The organism is Diplocloster agilis, from assembly GCF_019042275.1.
Classification (GTDB): domain Bacteria; phylum Bacillota; class Clostridia; order Lachnospirales; family Lachnospiraceae; genus Diplocloster; species Diplocloster agilis.
On record NZ_JAHQCW010000006.1, the window covers coordinates 1 to 17,895 of the forward strand.

General features: G+C 50.4%; 18 protein-coding genes. 4 read left to right on the forward strand and 14 right to left on the reverse strand.

Annotated elements, in window-relative coordinates; all coding sequences use genetic code 11:
• Positions 1 to 235: 235 nt before the first annotated feature.
• From KTH89_RS05065 to KTH89_RS05075, 3 genes are all read right to left on the reverse strand, one after another.
• Positions 236 to 1,579 (reverse strand): uracil-xanthine permease family protein, encoded by a 1,344-nt coding sequence (locus KTH89_RS05065; RefSeq protein WP_158342707.1) that lies wholly within the window; start codon positions 1,577 to 1,579, stop codon positions 236 to 238.
• A 198-nt stretch (positions 1,580 to 1,777) separates the two neighbouring features.
• Positions 1,778 to 1,957: a (2Fe-2S)-binding protein gene (locus KTH89_RS05070; protein WP_158342708.1), complete on the reverse strand. Its 180-nt coding sequence runs from the start codon at positions 1,955 to 1,957 to the stop codon at positions 1,778 to 1,780.
• On the reverse strand, positions 1,957 to 2,469 hold the full coding sequence (locus KTH89_RS05075) for a ferritin (RefSeq protein ID WP_158342709.1): 513 nt from the start codon (positions 2,467 to 2,469) through the stop codon (positions 1,957 to 1,959). Before KTH89_RS05075 ends, KTH89_RS05070 begins: the two co-directional genes overlap by 1 nt.
• Positions 2,470 to 2,631: 162 nt before the next feature.
• Here KTH89_RS05075 and KTH89_RS05080 point away from each other — a divergent pair, with 162 nt between their 5' ends.
• On the forward strand, positions 2,632 to 3,273 hold the full coding sequence (locus KTH89_RS05080) for a PduL/EutD family phosphate acyltransferase (RefSeq protein ID WP_158342710.1): 642 nt from the start codon (positions 2,632 to 2,634) through the stop codon (positions 3,271 to 3,273).
• 67 nt (positions 3,274 to 3,340) lie between these two features.
• Here the strand turns inward: KTH89_RS05080 and KTH89_RS05085 are convergent, their stop codons facing one another.
• The 3 genes from KTH89_RS05085 to KTH89_RS05095 form a co-directional block, all read right to left on the reverse strand.
• On the reverse strand, positions 3,341 to 4,372 hold the full coding sequence (locus tag KTH89_RS05085; RefSeq protein ID WP_238720918.1) for a DUF4097 family beta strand repeat-containing protein: 1,032 nt from the start codon (positions 4,370 to 4,372) through the stop codon (positions 3,341 to 3,343).
• A 127-nt stretch (positions 4,373 to 4,499) separates the two neighbouring features.
• Positions 4,500 to 5,183, reverse strand: coding sequence for a permease prefix domain 1-containing protein (locus KTH89_RS05090; RefSeq protein WP_158342712.1), 684 nt, complete (start codon positions 5,181 to 5,183; stop codon positions 4,500 to 4,502).
• Between the two features lie 15 nt (positions 5,184 to 5,198).
• Positions 5,199 to 5,522, reverse strand: coding sequence for a PadR family transcriptional regulator (locus KTH89_RS05095; protein ID WP_158342713.1), 324 nt, complete (start codon positions 5,520 to 5,522; stop codon positions 5,199 to 5,201).
• 369 nt (positions 5,523 to 5,891) lie between these two features.
• Between KTH89_RS05095 and dapA the strand changes: the two genes are divergently transcribed.
• From dapA to KTH89_RS05110, 3 genes are all read left to right on the forward strand, one after another.
• A complete protein-coding gene (dapA, locus tag KTH89_RS05100) occupies positions 5,892 to 6,884 on the forward strand; it encodes a 4-hydroxy-tetrahydrodipicolinate synthase (RefSeq protein WP_158342714.1) in 993 nt (330 codons plus the stop codon).
• Positions 6,871 to 7,212, forward strand: coding sequence for a hypothetical protein (locus KTH89_RS05105; RefSeq protein ID WP_158342715.1), 342 nt, complete (start codon positions 6,871 to 6,873; stop codon positions 7,210 to 7,212). Before dapA ends, KTH89_RS05105 begins: the two co-directional genes overlap by 14 nt.
• Positions 7,213 to 7,283: 71 nt before the next feature.
• Positions 7,284 to 7,616 carry a cyclic-di-AMP receptor gene (locus tag KTH89_RS05110; protein WP_158342716.1) on the forward strand — a complete coding sequence of 111 codons (333 nt, stop codon included), beginning with the start codon at positions 7,284 to 7,286 and terminating at the stop codon, positions 7,614 to 7,616.
• 1,270 nt (positions 7,617 to 8,886) lie between these two features.
• Here KTH89_RS05110 and KTH89_RS05115 read toward each other — a convergent pair.
• The 8 genes from KTH89_RS05115 to kdpB form a co-directional block, all read right to left on the reverse strand.
• Positions 8,887 to 9,579 (reverse strand): response regulator, encoded by a 693-nt coding sequence (locus KTH89_RS05115; protein ID WP_158342717.1) that lies wholly within the window; start codon positions 9,577 to 9,579, stop codon positions 8,887 to 8,889.
• Positions 9,580 to 9,585: 6 nt separating this feature from the next.
• A complete protein-coding gene (locus KTH89_RS05120; protein WP_238720919.1) occupies positions 9,586 to 12,291 on the reverse strand; it encodes a sensor histidine kinase in 2,706 nt (901 codons plus the stop codon).
• Positions 12,255 to 13,763 (reverse strand): TrkH family potassium uptake protein, encoded by a 1,509-nt coding sequence (locus tag KTH89_RS05125; RefSeq protein WP_238720920.1) that lies wholly within the window; start codon positions 13,761 to 13,763, stop codon positions 12,255 to 12,257. The genes KTH89_RS05120 and KTH89_RS05125 overlap by 37 nt, the downstream gene beginning before the upstream one ends.
• Entirely contained in the window at positions 13,764 to 14,429 is a 666-nt protein-coding gene (locus tag KTH89_RS05130; protein WP_158342720.1) for a potassium channel family protein, read from the reverse strand.
• 36 nt (positions 14,430 to 14,465) lie between these two features.
• Complete coding sequence (locus KTH89_RS05135) at positions 14,466 to 14,906, reverse strand: potassium channel family protein (RefSeq protein WP_158342721.1); 441 nt, start codon at positions 14,904 to 14,906, stop codon at positions 14,466 to 14,468.
• Between the two features lie 127 nt (positions 14,907 to 15,033).
• On the reverse strand, positions 15,034 to 15,639 hold the full coding sequence (gene kdpC / locus KTH89_RS05140; RefSeq protein WP_238720921.1) for a potassium-transporting ATPase subunit KdpC: 606 nt from the start codon (positions 15,637 to 15,639) through the stop codon (positions 15,034 to 15,036).
• 40 nt (positions 15,640 to 15,679) lie between these two features.
• Positions 15,680 to 15,811, reverse strand: a complete 132-nt coding sequence (locus KTH89_RS24875; protein ID WP_267287635.1) for a hypothetical protein — start codon at positions 15,809 to 15,811, stop codon at positions 15,680 to 15,682.
• A gap of 13 nt (positions 15,812 to 15,824) precedes the next feature.
• Positions 15,825 to 17,894, reverse strand: coding sequence for a potassium-transporting ATPase subunit KdpB (gene kdpB, locus KTH89_RS05145; protein WP_238720922.1), 2,070 nt, complete (start codon positions 17,892 to 17,894; stop codon positions 15,825 to 15,827).
• Position 17,895 lies beyond the last annotated feature (1 nt).

Below are 17,895 nucleotides of genomic sequence, written 5' to 3' on the forward strand. Positions count from 1 at the left end.
CACGTCCGACGGGCAAGAGCCTCTGAACCGGGAACACATCACGTGTTCCTGGTGAATAGGCTCGGTTCCTGAATCCGGCTTTTCGATTTCACTTAGCGGGTACCAGCGCAAGCCCTCCGCGCTCCCGGGGAGACACAAAGGAATCCGGCTGCCCGGAGCATTTCCGGGACACCGACACACACCGGCCCTTAAGCAGCGGGCATACCCAAACCCGAGGAAGGACCCTGCGCTGCGGTTAAGAATCCTCCTGCGGTTTTTCCTTTGGAATAATACAGTTCAGCAGAACTGCCACAATCGTCGCTACCACAACTGCGGATTTTCCAAAAATGGTAGTCACCCAAGCCGGAAACAATGCCAAGGCTTCCGGAACCAGAGTAATTCCCATTCCCAATGCGACGGCCAGGCCCACAATCGCCGTATTCCGGTAATTCAGCGGCTCCTGGCTGATCAGCTTAATTCCCGTCATGGTGATGGAGGCGAACACGGATACCGTGGCCCCGCCCAGCACACACTGGGGAATCGTCGTGAGCACCGATGCGAACTTTGGTACGGAACCGGCCAGGAAAATAATCACCGCGGCCAGACCCAGTACGCAGCGGTTTACCACCTTCGTGGTAGCTACGATACCCACATTTTGGCTGAAAGTTGCAGTAGGCAATCCCCCAAAGAATGCGCCAATCACACTGGCCACGCCGTTACCGATGATACCGCCGGACAGTTCCCGGTCCGTCGGCTCCCGGTCCAGCCCTCCCGCTGTGGTTGCGGACAGATCCCCGATGGCCTGCACCGAATTAACGATGTACAGGATGGATATGGATATAATGGTCGAAACCTCGAACTTGATCCCGAAATGCATGGGCTTCGCAATATAAAACCAATCGGCTTGGGAGACCGCCGTAAAATCCACCATTCCCAGGCAGACCGCCAGCACATAGCCGACAAGAATGCCTATCAGAATCGAAGACAATTTGAAGAATCCCTTACCGAAATGATTCAGCCCCACTACCAGAATCAGCGTGACAATCGCCACAAACCAGTTCTTCGCGCTGCCATAATCCGCGCTGCCCTGTCCTCCGGCCATATAATTGATCGCCGTGGGATATAAAGACAGCCCAATCGTGAATACTACCGTCCCAGCTACTAACGGAGGGAACAACGGCCTGAGCCATTTGATAAAAATACCTACGATGACCGCCACGATACCGCCCACTAACTGAGCTCCAAAAATCGTAGCCACATCGAAGTCGCCTGCAATTGCCTGAAGCGATGCCAGGTAGGCAAAACTGACACCCATAATGACCGGTAATCCGGATCCGATATACTTTCCGATCGGAAACAGCTGGATTAACGTCGCAACTGCTGCGACCAACAGCGCCGCCTGCACAAGTACCACTTTGTCGGACGGTGTCATCGTACCCTTATCGATAGCCACCCCAGCCACGATAATCGCCGGTGTCACACACCCTACAATCATAGCCACCACATGCTGCAACGCCAGCGGCAGTGCCTGCCGCATAGCCGGAATCCCCCGTACTTCAAAAACCGAGGCTCCGGTTTTAAATTTGAGATGGTTGTTCATAAATCATGATCCTCCTGTTTTCATCTTCATCCAATGGAATGAATCACCCAAAACATTCTATCGGATCATTTGATTTATTATCACCCGTTCTTATTATACCCTGAACCCCCTTCTATTTCAACAAAACCTGACGATTATTTATGGGTATGCCTGCTGCTTAAGACTGCGGTCAGGCATACCCATACCCGGGGAAGAACATCATTTTTTCAGCGCTTTTTTAGTCACCTTTTTGATCTGTTTTTTGCACTTGCCGCAGGCGCTGCCGGCCTTGGTGGCTTTTTTGACTTCCTTGTAACTGGAAGCACCTTGTTCCACCGCTTTTAGAATGTCGCCTTTGGTTAATTTACGGCAGGGACAGATTACTTTATCTTTGTTCATTATAATACCAGTGAGGGAGCGGTATATACACGGGCGCTTAACTCGTTGTCCAGCATATACAGGCCTTTGGGGTCTCCTGCAAAAAGCTCGTACTTTTTGATCAGGTCTTCCGCGTTGGTCTCTTCTTCTCCCTGCTCCTTTACAAACCAGTCCAAAAACTGCATGGTACGGAAATCTTTTGCCTGGTAGGCTTCATTGTAGATCTCATGGATCAGGCTGGTGACATATTGTTCGTGTTCCAGACCGTATTTTAGGGGATCCAGAAAACTTTTATACTCTTTTTGGGGGCTGTCGATTTCTGTGAAAGTAACCGAATGGCCGTTGTTTAACAGGTATTTCCGGAACAGCATCGCGTGGTCCCGCTCCTCCTGCGCCTGGATCTCATACCAGTTGGCGAACCCTTTGAGTCCCTCATTTTCATAGTAATTGGCAAAGTCTAAATAAAAGTAAGCGGAGTAGAACTCCTTGTTAATCTGTGTGTTTAATAATTCTGCTACTTTTTCTGCAAGCATTCTGCATTTCTCCTTTCGTTATTAAAACTCTGTTTTATTATAGTGCATATGTCTCATTTTTTCAATTCCAAACCTCTTCCTGTCTTTCCTTTCTTTCCCATCCTTATTGCTTTTAGCTGCCTACTCTGGTACAATAGTCAGCAGAAACGGAGTGACAGGCTTATGGGAATGAGAATTCCGATAGAGACTTCCGCCAGGCATGCGCACATCAGCCAGGCGGATTTTGAGATATTATTTGGGAAGGGAAAGGGCCTGACTTTTGTCAAAGAGCTAAGCCAGCCGGGACAGTATGTGGCGAAAGAGCGGATTACGATCACCGGTCCCCGCGGTACTTTCCGGAATGTGGCGATACTGGGGCCATTTCGAAAGGAGACTCAGATCGAATTGTCTGTTACGGATACCCGGAAGTTCGGTGTACCCGTGGTTATCCGGCAGTCGGGGGATCTGGCGGGTACTCCCGGATGTACGATTCAGGCGGGACGGCGTTCGATAGAGCTGGACCATGGAGTGATTGTGGCGAAACGTCATATTCATATGACTCCGACGGAAGCATTGCAGATGCACGTTTCCGACAATGAAGAAGTGTTTGTGATTACCCAGAGTTATGAACGGGCCTTGATCTTCGCGGATGTGGTGGTCCGTGTCCATCCGAATTTCAGACTTGCCATGCATGTGGATACCGATGAGGCGAATGCCTTTGCCGGTGATGACTCCCCCTACGGGGTTCTGTTGAAAATGTTTGACGGTGACGTTTATAATCTGGCTTCCTGGGCGGAAGAATTACAGGATGGCATCAAAAGATGATGCCATCCTGCTTTATATTTGTATCAAATTACAATTGTATCGGTCTTAGCTGTTCAGACCGGACCAGCTAATCATTATCCAGTACTTTGATATTTCCGCTGGTTGTTTCCAGGGAAATCACCAGATCCGAGGCTCCGTTGAGCGCGCCCGACGCCTTGTTTCCTTTTTTGTTATATTGCAGCTGGTCATCAAAAAATGTATTGATATTTCCGCTGGTGGTGGCTGCTTCCAGCGTAAAGGCTGTGTTTTGGGGCATCTGGAGCTTCACGTTCCCGCTTGTGGACTGCGCATCGATGCTCGCGGTGATTTCGTCAAACTGGAGCGAGACATTCCCGGAGGCAGTTTCAAATTCTCCGCCGCCGGCTGCTCCCATGACTTTGATATCCCCGCTGGCGCAGCCTAATTCTAAGATGCCCTGCGCATTTTCCAGTTTAATATTCCCGGATGCCGTATCGGCTTCGGTGTCCCCGCCGCCGCCCAGGACCGTAATATTTCCGCTGGCCGTGGACAGATCCCGGCTGCCTTCCGCCAGGTTCATGTTGATATTCCCGCTGGCAGTCCCTGCGTGAATGGATGAGGCATAAATCTCGTTCATACGGATGTCCCCGCTGGCCGTGTCTGCAAAGAGTAGAGACAGGTTTAGCACTTCATCCGATTTTATATTGCCGCTTGCGGTGGATACCGTTACACTGCCGGCGTAAGATTTTGGCAGATAGATCTCTTCCCGGCTGCTCTTCGTTCCAAAATGAAATAGGCTAAAATGATTCTTTTTCCCCTCAATCACCACTTTTCCGTCTTCTACATAGCCTGTGGAAAAGTCCCGTTCTTTGGGTTTGTAACTCATATATTCTTTGAGCACCAGCTCCTGTGTATCACCGATATAAAACACCACATCCTCCGAGCTGTATTTTATCGCCACTTCCTCTACCTTACTCATATCAAAAGTAAGCGTATTCTCCAGGTTCATTTTTCCGCCCAGATTCGCATAACTCATGCCGCCATTATAGATTATATAAAACATGATCCCCAGCGCCGCCACAAAAAGTACGGCAAAACAGACGACCAGGCCTTTCATCATTTTCTTCATCATTTCCTCCATAGGTGATATCTCTCACAGATGCGGACCGCATTTCTTAAAGGCATACCGCATACCGTTGATTCACGATTTCCATAGGAAACATCCTGCAGCTTCTCTTATCCGTCCTTCGCTTATCCATTGCTTCCCATCAATCCCTCGCTTCTCTTAACCGGAACATCAGGATAATCACCGCCTGGGCACACAGGGCTGCCAGGAAAATAATCCAGGTGGCATACCAGGCAAAGGTCACGAAACTAATGATAAAATAGAGCACCAGGGTTAACGACCAAAGCACGGCGCTGGCCGCATTGCGGATCGATTTGTTCCGCTTCGAGTTGAACTGCCATTCTTTAAACTCTTCCACTATGGTATCTTCCCTCTTCTGATAAGGGCCGTAAAGGCTGTTGCTGTATACCAGCATACAGGTGGGCACGATATCGATAATGATCATCAGCATAAAACCGATCAAAGGTAAATCCGCACCAATAGACATCATCGAATCCACTATCGTAAACAAAAGCAGAACTACGAAGGACAATATGTATAATCCCGTAGCGACGGTTTTGATCACCGCCATCTTTTTTCTCAATTCAATCCTGTTCTCCATATCCATTCCTACCTCCTCTTGCAGGGAATCAAACAGCTCTTCCACATTTCCAATTGAACTCACTACCATATCATAGGCGTCCTCCGCGGAAGTTCCCCCGTGGATCAGATCCTCATAGCGGTCCTGTGAGTTTGACAGCAGTTCCTCTTTTAGCTCCAGGGCTTTCCTGGTTTTTGGCGCTTTTTTGAAAACTTCGTCCAGATAGTTTTTCAGATTTTCGTTCATGTTGATATCCTCCATTTATTGCAGCAATTTGTCAATCATTGCTTTGGCACTCTCCCAGTCCCTCTTCTGTTCCTCATAGGCCTTGCGGCCCTTATCCGTGATCGAATAGTACCTTCGTCTGGCTCCGGTCCCTTCATTCCCCCAGTAGGAAACGATGTATTCCGCCTGCTCCAGTCTGCGAAACGCCGAATAAAGGGTGGCTTCTTTTAATTCATAGGTGTGATTCGTCGTCTCCATAATATCCTTATTGATCTGATAACCATAGCTGTCCTGCTTGATCAGATGTGCCAAAATAATGGTTTCTGTGTGTCCACGGATAATATCCGATGTTATCGACATAGGCTGACCTCCTTTATCTGAGATACATTATAACTTCATATACCTCGTCTGTCAATGTATATTATTTCATAAAGTATATATATTGAATAATGTATGGCGGCAGGCATAACATTCTATCTGACTTCCGTTAGAAACACCATCCGTCGTTCTGCTTTTTCTTACTTATCAGCCGGTCCTGCATCCGATTGCCATCACTTATGAACCGCTTCAAATGGTCTTAACATTTTCTTAATCCGCCACGCGCTTTCCCGCATGGAATCTTAACCTGACCGGATTTAAAATATAGCCATATACAAAAAGCAGTTAACATGCCAAGCAAAAAACAAAAAACAGCAAACTACAATTACAAGGAACAAGGAGGATTACCCTATGTACCAAACCATATTCAAAGGATCGGGCGTTGCGCTGATCACGCCCATGAATTCCGATTACACGGTAAATTATGAATTACTGGAACAGCTCATAGAAAAACAGATCAGCCGGCATACCGATGCCATTATCATCACCGGCACCACCGGGGAAGCTTCCACGCTCTCCGTCAAAGAGCAGACAGAAGTCATCCGATTTACCGTATCCCGCGCCGCCCACCGCATTCCGGTCATTGCCGGGGCCGGTTCCAACTGCACCGCCCACGCCGTCGAGCTGTCTCAGCAGGCGCAAAAAGCAGGTGCGAACGCCCTGCTCCAGGTAACCCCTTACTATAACAAATGCTCCCAGGCCGGCCTCGTCAGTCATTTCCACGCCATTGCCGCCTCCACAGACCTGCCCATCATTCTCTATAATATTCCTTCCAGAACAGGAGTCAATATTCTGCCCCAAACCTATGAGCAGCTCTGCGAAGCAAAAAATATCGTAGGCGTAAAGGAAGCCAGCGGAAACTTCTCCCAGATCGCCAAAATCGCTTCCATCTGCGGCAGCCGCCTGGATATCTATTCCGGCAATGACGATCAGATCACCTCTGCTCTCGCCCTCGGGGCCAAGGGAGTCATATCCGTGCTGGCGAACATTCTCCCCCAGGAAACACACGATATATGCGAAAGCTTCTTCCAGGGCCACCCGGAAATCAGCGATGAACTGCAGTTAAAATACCTGGAACTGATCGAGGCCTTATTCTACGACGTGAACCCCATTCCGGTAAAACAAGCCATGCGGTACATGGGCATCCCCGTCGGCCCCTGCCGCCTCCCTCTATGCGAAATGGAACCGGTCATGGCCGAAAAGCTCTTAAAGGTAATGAAAAAATACCAGTTGACCGACCAAAAAGTCGAAGCCGATTTTCACGGAAAAGCAAGTATTCTGCATGAAACCGGCCGTTCTTCCACACATTTCGTAAGGAGGCACTACCAATATGCAAATTCATAAATACGGTTATTCCGGCAATCCGGAAATTCTGATTCTTCACAAAAACACAGAACAGGATTGGGATTGTGATCAAAATATGTTACAATATATGCTGAAATATCACGTGACAATTGCCGCATTGGACAACAGCGGGGAACTACCGCTTTTAATCCGCTATCTGAAGCAATATGACAGCCGTCCCCTGTACGCATTATGCGTATTCCACGATGAATGGGAAACGCTTACCCTTTTATTCCGCCATTACAAGCTCAACTATGAAAAACTCATCTTCGAGAGCTCATCCTGCGAGCCGGGGACACTGGTACAAAAAACTTTAGCATCCATGTAACCTATCATCAGGCGAAAACATATCGTGATATTCCATCCAGGAATGAACTGGGCAGAAAGGAGGTCATCGGGTTGAAAATCGTATTCGCAATTATCCATTCAGATGACAGCGTCAACGTCACCGAAGAACTGACCCTGAATCATTTCAGCGTCACCAAACTGGCCACCACCGGCGGCTTTATGCGCAAAGGAAACACAACTCTTATGATCGGAACCGAAGAAGAGCGGGTAGAGGAAGCGATCACCATCATCAAAACCGAATGCGGAAAGCGCAAACAGGTCATGTACAACATGCCCTACACAGAAAATGCCCCTCCCGGAAACTGTACGGTCATCCCCGTCACGATCGACGTGGGCGGCGCGGTCATCTTCGTGGTGGACGTGGATCGGTATGAGAAGGTTTAGAATTTGACTTAGGGCAGGGAAGGAGGGGGCGGCCTGGCGTTGGGATTGTGCGGTCCGTCGGTGCTGTATCGGGAGACTGTCTGAAAGCTGCGGCGCGTCCCTTTGGGTGGCGGCTCTGTATGGGCATGTCCCTTGGGGTACCCGGGGCCGTCTGGCTGGCAGGGGTGGGCGGTGTCCGTCTCCTCGGTCACTTAAGGCTGTTACCCGGTGAAAGCTAAATGAAATCGATCCGGCCGGTTATGGGTTCGTGGCTGATTCGCCCCGAATGCCGGATGCATTCGCGGCTCAGCAGCCACCGCAAGACTGCAGGGAATGCAGTCTTGCGCCCATAACCGGCCGGACCGATTTCATTTGATTTCACACGGGCGCCTTATGTGACCGAGGAGACGGATACCGCCCGCCCCTGCCAGCCAGACGCCCCCGGGTACCCCAAGGGACAAGGGACTTGCCCATACAGAGCCGACACCCAAAGGGACGCGCCGCAGCCTTCAGACAATCTCCCGATACAGCACCGACGGACCGCACGATTCCCGACGCCAGACCGCCCCCTCCTTCCCTGCTGCCCAATACCTTTATTATTCACATTCCAAAAATTACCAGTACCCAGCCGGCATGATCTATCATGCTACTTAAACCATAAAAATTAAGTTAAATTCAAAACTACTATAACAATATATATGGTCTGTCACACTAGGACATAGCGTCCGTACTATAACAGGCATATAATGTCCCTTCTCCCACAATACACACGAGAACCTAAACCTTTGCCCTTTATAACTCCGAACACTCGCACCCTCTCCACCTCCTGGCCTGAGCCAAAGAAGGGGCTGAGGGAGGTGCTGCGGAAGTGGACGGGCGGCGGTTTTGCCTGGGGTTGGCGGCGGTTTTTTGCGGACTCCCGGCGCGGCTCCCGGTTCCCGGTGGGAAATTGGTCCGGGCGTCCGGCATTGGGCGGCCGTGCAGCTGCTTAATAAAAACAGAATGCCGGATACAGGATGCGGGGCGGCGTTCCACGCCGACACGCAAGGGCCTCTGAGTCCAGAACACATCCGGTGTTCTGGGCGAATAGGCCCGGTTCCTGTATCCGGCATTCTGTTTTTATTTAGCAGCTGCCGGCGCAAGCCCACAGCCGGACGCCCGGACCAATTTCCCACCGGGAACCGGGAGCCGCGCCGGGAGTCCGCAAAAAACCGCCGCCAACCCCAGGCAAAACCGCCGCCCGTCCACTCCCGCTGCGCCTCCCTCAGCCCCGGCCCCTTTCTCCACCCCATCACCGGTCCACAAAGCGGTATCCGACTCCCACTTCGGTCATGATATAGCGGGGATGGTTGGTATCTTTTTCGATTTTCCTGCGGATATTGGCCATAAAGACGCGCAGGGACTGGTGCTCCCCAAATTCACTGTAGCCCCAGATTTCGTTCTGGATGTAGGTATGGGTCAGGACCTTGCCGGCGTTTTTGACTAAGAGAACCAGGATTTTGTATTCGATGGGGGTTAAGTGGATCTCTTCTTCGTCTATGAACACCTGACGCTTTTCAAAATCGATCTTCAGGGCATCCAGAGTAAATACTTCGTCCGCGCTTTCTATGGGGTAGGTGCTGCGCATGGCGACACGTATCCGGGCAAACAGCTCGTTAACACTGAATGGTTTGGTCAGGTAGTCATTGGCCCCCAAGTCAAGCGCTTCGACCTTTTCTTTTTCCTGTCCCCTGGAGGAGATGACGATGATCGGGGTCTTGGAGGTCATGCGGACCTGCTTGATAACCTCGGTGCCGTCGATATCCGGGAGCCCTAGGTCCAGCAAGATAAGATCCGGCTTATTGGTCATGAACAGGGAGATACCCGTCAGTCCGGTTTCCGCTATGTCGTAGGAATATCCGTTGGTCTTCATGGAGATTCCAAGAAAATTCAATATGCTTTTGTCATCTTCTATGATCAGTACCAGTCCTTTTGTATTGGTCATTCGCCGTCAGTCCTCTCTTTTTGCCGGGAGCAGAAAATATACCGTCGCTCCCTGGTCTTCATTGTTAAATGCACGGATGGTTCCGTTATGCGCCTGGATAATCGCTTTGCAGATGCTCAGGCCCAGGCCGGTCCCCCTTTTGCCGTCGGCTGTGGAGGCGCCGGATGTGACAAAGCTCTCAAACATGGTATCCAGAATTTTTTCATCGATTCCGCTGCCGTTATCGGTCACCTCAAAGCGGGCATATTCTTTGTCTCTCTCATCTTTAGTAAGGTATACGCGGATCCGGATCGTGCCGTCCTGGGCCGTATGCTTCATGGAGTTTTCCATGAGGTTCACCAGCACCTGTATGATCAGCTGCCCGTCCATTGGAATTACCAGCAGCTCTTCCGGCAGATCGATATCCAGGGTTCTGCTGCCTAAGCGCCGCTCCATCCGGGATACCGCTTCACTGACGATATCTTCCACGACTTCGTCTTCATGCTGTATGCTCAGGCGGCCGTCCTGTATCCTGGTCATATTTAACAGATTGTTTACCAGATTGCTCATCCAGGTGGAATCATTTAAAATATCCCGCAGCAGGGATTCTCTGCTCTCCTGATCTAATTTCTCGTAGCTCTCCAGCAGAAAACTGGCGCTTCCCGTGATACCGGCCAACGGGGTCCGAAGATCATGGGAAATGGAGCGCAGCAGATTATTGCGCAGCTTTTCTTTCTCTGATTGTACCATAATTTCTTCTCTTTGTTGATTCAGTATTACTTTTTCTATTGCAAAAGCCACTTCGGTCAGCATGGCTTTCATCACGTTTCTCTCGAAGGCCTCCAGCACCTCTCCTTCCTTTAGTTCAATTCCCGCTACGGCAAATACCTGGCCGGCGTTTCGGATCGGCATATATATTGCTTTACCGGAGGGCAATGTGTCGGTGGTCCTGCCGGCGCAATGGCGGTTTTTCAACACCCAGAGGGCGGCGGCCTGCTCATATTCATTGTCCAGCAGTTTTTTTGCTTCCGCCTGTTCTTCCGGGCTGCCGTAAAAAACGGGGCGGGACAGGTTCCCGTCCAACGCCGGATATAATACAACGGTCTTGTGGAGCAATTCGGTCAACTGCCGCGCCGTGCCGCTTAATATTCCTTCAATATCCTGCTTTTTTTGCAGCATTTTACTGGTGTTGAACATGATCTCCGTCCGTACGGAAGTCTTGGTCGCCTGCATCGCCTGATTCTGAAGCTTGATGGCAAAGGAACTGATGACCAGAGAGACGACTAACATCACCAGAAAGGTAAATATATAGTTTTTATCATAAAAACGGAATGTGTATATCGGCACGGTAAAGAAAAAGTTGAAAATCACCACGCTTAGGAAGGATGCGACCGCGCCGCATATGCGGCCCCTGGTGGTCGCCGCTACGACGAGTACGCCCAGCAGATAGATGGATATAATATTTGCTTCCGTCATACCGAACTTTTTAACTAGCAGTCCGGCGATCGTGCAGACCGCCAGAATAGCAGCCGTCCGGACACCGTCCCGCAGCCCCGGGCGTTTTATTCCGGGGAATTTTCGTTTGACCGCCTCGGCGGATACATCCGGAATAATGTAGATGTCGATCTCCGGGGCCAGCAGGGAAAGTTTTTCGATCAGATTCAGATCTTTATTGACCCAGGTCTTCTTTCTGACGCTTCTGCCGATTACGATTTTGGATACACCCACCTGTCTGGCATAACCGGCGATCTGATGGGCGATATCCTGTCCATAGGTGGTAGCCACATTGGCGCCCAACTGCTTGGCCAGCTTGATGTTGTTATCCAGCGAAGTCTCCAGTTTCTTTTTCTCCTGCTCGTATTCGGTGGTCTCCACAAACAATCCGGTAAAATTGCCATGAAAGGCCTGCGCCATTCTGGCCGCGGTCCGGATCACTTTCGCATTGCTGGGCGATGCGGATATGCACACCAGAATATGTTCTCCTGCGTAATATTCCTGTTTCTGGCTCATCTCTTTTTCCCGGATAATATGTTTATTTACCCGGTCCGCGCACCGCCGCAGCGCGATTTCACGCAGAGCCGTCAGGTTTTCCGTGGTAAAAAAGTTGGTGCAGGCCCGCTCCACCTTGGAGGCCTCATAGATCTTCCCGTCCCTGAGCCGCTCCTGCAGCTCCTCCGGTTCGATGTCCACAAGCTCTACCTGGGTCGCCTCATCGAAGATAAAGTCCGGCACCCGCTCTTTGACGATCACATGGGTAATGGAGGACACGATGTCGTTTAAGCTTTCCAGATGCTGGACGTTTAAAGTGGTATATACATGGATCCCCGCGTCTAATAGTTCCTGGATATCCTGGTAGCGCTTCGGGTGTCTGGAACCGGGCGCATTGGTGTGCGCCAGCTCATCCACCAGAATCACCTGGGGGTTTCGAAGAAGCGCCGCGTCCAGATCAAACTCCCGGAGCGTGATTCCTTTGTATTCTACGGACCTGGGAGTCAGGGCTTCCAGGCCTTTTGTCAATTCCATGGTGGCCGGACGGGTATGGGGTTCAATATACCCGGATATCACGTCCACGCCGGACCTGGCCAGATCGTGGGCCGCTTCCAGCATGGTATAGGTCTTACCGGACCCAGCCGCATATCCGAAGAAAATCTTCAGCTTACCATGATGATCCTCCCGCTCCCGATCCTGTTCCTGTATCATTTTAAGAATCTGTTCCGGATTCCTCTTTTCCATTCCCGCACCTGCTCTCCTGTATCAATCATCATTTTTAAAATTGTTATAAGCACTATGTACACTTCCAGTCTTCCGATAAACATCCCTGCCGTGGCCGTCCACAATACACCGGCCGGAGCGTCATAGCCGGTAATCCCCGCCGACAGGCCTACCGTGCTGATCGCTGAGGAGAATTCAAACATGGAATCCTGTACGGAATAGCCGTAGCAGCAGAATATAAATGTCCCGACCATAAATAAAAAAATATATAAAACAAAATAGTTACTGACCGCAGTTTTTTCATCCTCTTTTAGTATCAGTTTATCCCCGCACCGGTTGACGGTTCTGGGACGGATCACGCGTCCGGGCGACAGCCGGTCCTGAATCGTCCAGATCATCTCTTTTATCACCAGATATACCCGGTACTGCTTGATTCCTCCGGCCGTGGAGCCTGCCCCGCCGCCGATCAGCATCAGAAGTGTCAGGATGAGCAGAAGGGCCGGACTGAATGTCTGAAAGCTATCCACGGTCTGAAACCCCGTGGTTGTCATGGCGGAAACCACCTGAAACGCCGCGCTGCGGATACTCTCCGGGACCGATAAAGCGAACTGACGCAGCATCAGCACAGCCGCCCCCACGACCGCTATCGGGTAAACCACCAGCTGGAACCGGAATTCACAGTGGGAAACCACCTTCTTAAACTCCCCTTTTACTATCGCCAGATGGACCAGGAAACCGGTGCTGCCCAGGAGCATCAGCACGATCGTTACTATCTCGATTCCCAGATTCCGGTAATAACCGATACTGGCCGCTTTCGTGGAAAAGCCTCCTGTGGAGACCGCAGCGATGGAATGATTCAAGGCATCGAACCAGTTCATCCCGAAAACCATGTATAACAATGTACCACCGATAATATAACCGGAATAGATGGAAATAATCACCCGGGCCGATTTACCCAGGTTTGGCGCCATCTGATCATGCCCCTCGGCCTCAAACAGCCGCATCCCGTAGTAATCGGTAATGACGGACATGACTACCAGAACTAATCCCACTCCTCCCACAAACAACATGATACTGCGTAACATCAAAAAAAGGCGGGGGGCCTCCTCCACATTTACAACGGAAAGTCCGGTAGTACTGTATCCGCTGGTACACTCAAATACGGATTGGGTAAAATTGTATTTGCCGGTCATCATAAATGGAACCGCACTGACCAGTATGGCCAGGGCCCAGGATAAGGTTACGATCATCGCCGCCTGGTTCTTTTTAAGTCTGCCCCCGGCGTCCTCCTTTAAAAAACGGTAAACCAGATATCCGCCTGTGACCGCCGGGATTCCCGGTATCAGAAAACATTTGGCATACACCGCCTCCTGCGGATATAGCGGCAGCAAAAGCAGAGGCAGCAATAACGCTACCCCTACCAGAATACTTGTTATTCCCAGATACCGGATGATCAGCCGGTATCCTTTGCCATGTGACTGTTTCCGAGACATTTATTCATTCCCTCCCGAAAACTGACGGATCATTTCCTGCTGTCTCAACTTCGATGATATCACCAGTAATTTATCTTTTTCCTGTAACCTTGTGGAACCGTTTGGAACAATCATGTGATTCTCCCGTATAATACAGCTGATGATTACATTTTCCGGAATATCCAGCTCTTTTATCTGCCGGCTGCATATGGGATAAGACTCATTTACCTCCAATTCGGTCAATATGATCTGATCTTCTTTCAATTCCAGTGTCTTCCGGAAACTGTCAAGCGTCGTTGCCTCCGCGATCATATGCGCCACCTCGTAAGTCGCGCTGATTACGGTGTTGATCCCCAGTTCTTTGAATATCTCCACATTCTTCGGATTCGAAACGACGCAGACGGTCTTTTTGATGTGATAGCGTTTTTTCGCCATCTGGCAGATTTCGAAATTATCCGCATCATCCGGCTTGAGGGCGATCAATACATCGAAATCCCCGATCTGTGCATCATCCATGACGGATTTCTTACATGGATCCCCGCACACGACCGGAAGGTTGTGGGTGTATGCCAGATACTTGCAAAACTCGTCATCATCGTTGATCACCACTACCCTGTGATGTTTTTCCAGCAGATTGGCTATCAGAAAATCCGCTTTTGTCCTTCCTCCGGCCACTACCATGTTCATTGCTTTACACTTCCAGACTTCAATTTATTCATTGTTCTATGCCTTCGCATGACTGAGACGTTCAAATTCATTTACCGAAAGGCGGAAGGGATAGATGACCCGGATTCCGTAGCCTTCGATAATATCTTCCATATTGGGATCGTTCAGTCTCATATAGACGTCGGGAACCTGGTAAATCCTTCCTGCCATCTGGCACACCAGGCTGTTGATATTATCCCGCTCGGTGGCGGCGATCACCATATCCGCATTCCCGATTCCGGCTTTTTCCAGGAGGTTCTTATCTGTTCCGTCGCCGGTGATCTGATATCCGCTGAAATTATCAGGAAGCTGCCCGAACGCCGTCTCGTCCTTGTCAATAACAATGGTATCGTATCCCTTATCGCATAAGCTGCCGGCCAGGTTCGCGCCTAATCTGCCGCATCCGATCACCAGCGCTGTCCGCCGTTTCTTTCTCGTTAAATGGCTATTCTTAAACATAAGGCATTCCTTCCTTTCTTTTGATAATTTTATTATATTATCAAAAGAATTAAGATACTATGCATTTTGTCACGGCAGGTGTTAAGATTGTGTAAAGATGGCGGTTTGAAAAATTTACGCCCTAATTCTACTTTAAAATGCCGTCCAATGCAAGGTTGACTTCCAGTACATTTACCCGTTTTTCCCCGAAAATCCCCAGGAATTTTCCATCCGTGTACCGGTCAATCACCGCTCTTAGCTCATCCTCGGTAATTCCTCTGGCTTTTGCGATTCTCGGAATCTGGTACTCTGCCGCAGCCGGAGAGATATGCGGGTCCAGACCGGAACCGGAGCTGGTGACCAGATCCACCGGGATCGCTTCTCCCTCTCTATCGGGATTCGCTCTCCTGATTTTTTCCACTCTTTCGGCAATCATACTTTCCAGCTCCTCGCCGGCCGGGGTTTTATTGGATGCCCAGGAATAGGCAAGCGTTTCACCCTCTTCGTTTTGGTAGGTTCCCGTATCCAGATTCATGATTCTGCCCCACAGGTAATCATCGGATGTAAATTCCTGGGCCAAAAGGGAACTGCCGTATTTTTTACCGTCGATCTCTATAATAGATCCGGTTGCCTTATCATTGAAAAACACCTTGGAAATACCGGTTACTACAAGCGGATAGACCAGACCGGTTATGACCATCAACAATATAAAAAAAACCAACATTCTCGGTACAACTGCTTTTAATGTTTTCATATTATCCTCCAATCGTGTGCTTTTTTGGCACATATAGGTTTTACAGCCACTCGGTGATGATTGTCTGTATGATCCCAAGCAGGATCATCGCAGACAATACCGTTACCAGCGGTACGATTACCGCATACCGGAACATTTTTAAAACCTGTTTTGATGAATATCTAACATACATTCCGAATCACTTCCTACAGAATTCCCAGTGCAACAATAATGACATCAATCAGCTTAATCGCCAGGAACGGGACCAGGATACCGCCCAGCCCATAGACCAGCAGGTTTTTGGAAAGCATCTTGGATGCGGGTACCTCCCGGTATTTCACTCCTTTGAGTGCCAGCGGGATCAGCGCCACTATGATCAGCGCATTATAGATAATCGCCGAAATAATCGCGCTCTGGGCGCTGTGCAGATTCATAATGTTAAGGGCCTGCAGTCCCGGATATAAGCTGACAAATAAGGCCGGAATGATGGCAAAATATTTTGCCACATCATTGGCTATACTGAAAGTGGTAAGGGCTCCCCGGGTCATCAGCAGCTGCTTGCCGATCTTCACGATCTCGATCAGTTTCGTCGGCGAGGAGTCCAGATCCACCATGTTTCCGGCTTCCTTGGCCGCCTGCGTGCCGGTATTCATAGCCACGGCCACATCGGCCTGGGCCAGGGCCGGAGCATCGTTGGTCCCGTCACCGGTCATGGCCACCAGATGGCCATGGGCCTGATAATCACGGATCATGGATAATTTTGCTTCCGGTGTGGCTTCCGCCAGGAAGTCATCCACGCCGGCCTCCGCCGCTATGGCGGATGCGGTCAGCGGGTTATCCCCGGTGATCATGATCGTTTTGATTCCCATCTTCCGAAGATCTGCAAATTTTTCTTTGACTCCGTGTTTTACGATATCCTTCAGGTGGATCACGCCGAGCACTTTCCCATTCTTAGCCACCACCAGCGGTGTTCCTCCCTGGGTGGAAATAGTTGTCACAACGTCCTCGCAGTCACTGCTGAAGGTTCCGCCCCTGGACACCACATATTCCCGGATGGCGTCAGCCGCGCCTTTTCTGATCTCATTGCCGTCATAATCCACACCGCTCATCCGGGTCTTGGCGGTAAAGGGGATAAATTGCGCATGCATCTGTCCGATATTCCTCTCCCGGATGCCATACTCTTCCTTCGCCAGAACTACGATACTTCTTCCTTCCGGTGTCTCATCCGCCAGAGAGGCCAGCTGCGCGGCATCCGCAAGTTCTCTTTTATCATTGCCGTCTACCGGAATAAATTCGTCCGCCTGCCGGTTCCCCAGCGTGATCGTTCCGGTCTTATCAAGCAGCAGAATGTCCACATCCCCGGCCGCTTCTATGGCGCGGCCGCTCATGGCCAGTACATTGGCCTGATTCAGCCGGCTCATCCCGGCGATACCGATGGCGGACAAAAGCGCACCGATCGTGGTGGGCGCCAGGCAGATTAACAGAGCCACCAAAGCCGTCACAGACGTCGGATTCGGCCGTTCCATCTGTTCAGCGGAGAACAGGGAATACGAATACAGTGCCACCGTAACCAGCAGGAATATAATAGACAGGGCTACCAACAGGATCTGCAGGGCTATCTCGTTTGGGGTCTTTTTTCTGGCGGCACCTTCTACCATGGCGATCATCTTATCCAGGAAGCTCTCGCCTGGCTCGCTGGTAATCCGAATCACCAGCCAGTCGGATACCACCGTGGTCCCGCCTGTGACCGCGCTTCTGTCCCCGCCGCTTTCCCGGATCACCGGCGCGGATTCACCGGTAATCGCGCTTTCATCTACCGATGCCGCGCCTTCGATCACCTCTCCGTCACCGGGGATCTGTTCCCCGGCACGTACATATACAATATCACCTTTCACCAGGTTCCCGGACGGGACCTGCAGGATCTTATCTTTTTTCTCCGGAGACGGAATTTTATTGGCGGTCACGTCCTTCCGGTTCGCACGCAGCGTATCTGCCTGTGCTTTTCCCCGCCCCTCGGCGATCGCTTCCGCGAAATTAGCAAACAGAACCGTAAGCCAAAGTATGACAGAAACTGCCAGGATAAATCCGGGCTGCGCATCTTTTATACCGCACAGGGCAAAGACAAACAGCACCAGGGTCAGTATGGCCGATACATAGACCATGAACATAACCGGATTTTTAATCTGCACTCTGGGATCCAGTTTGACAAAGGAATCCTTCAGCGCCCGTATCATTATATTTTTATCGGCAAATATACTCTTCTTTTTATCACTCATT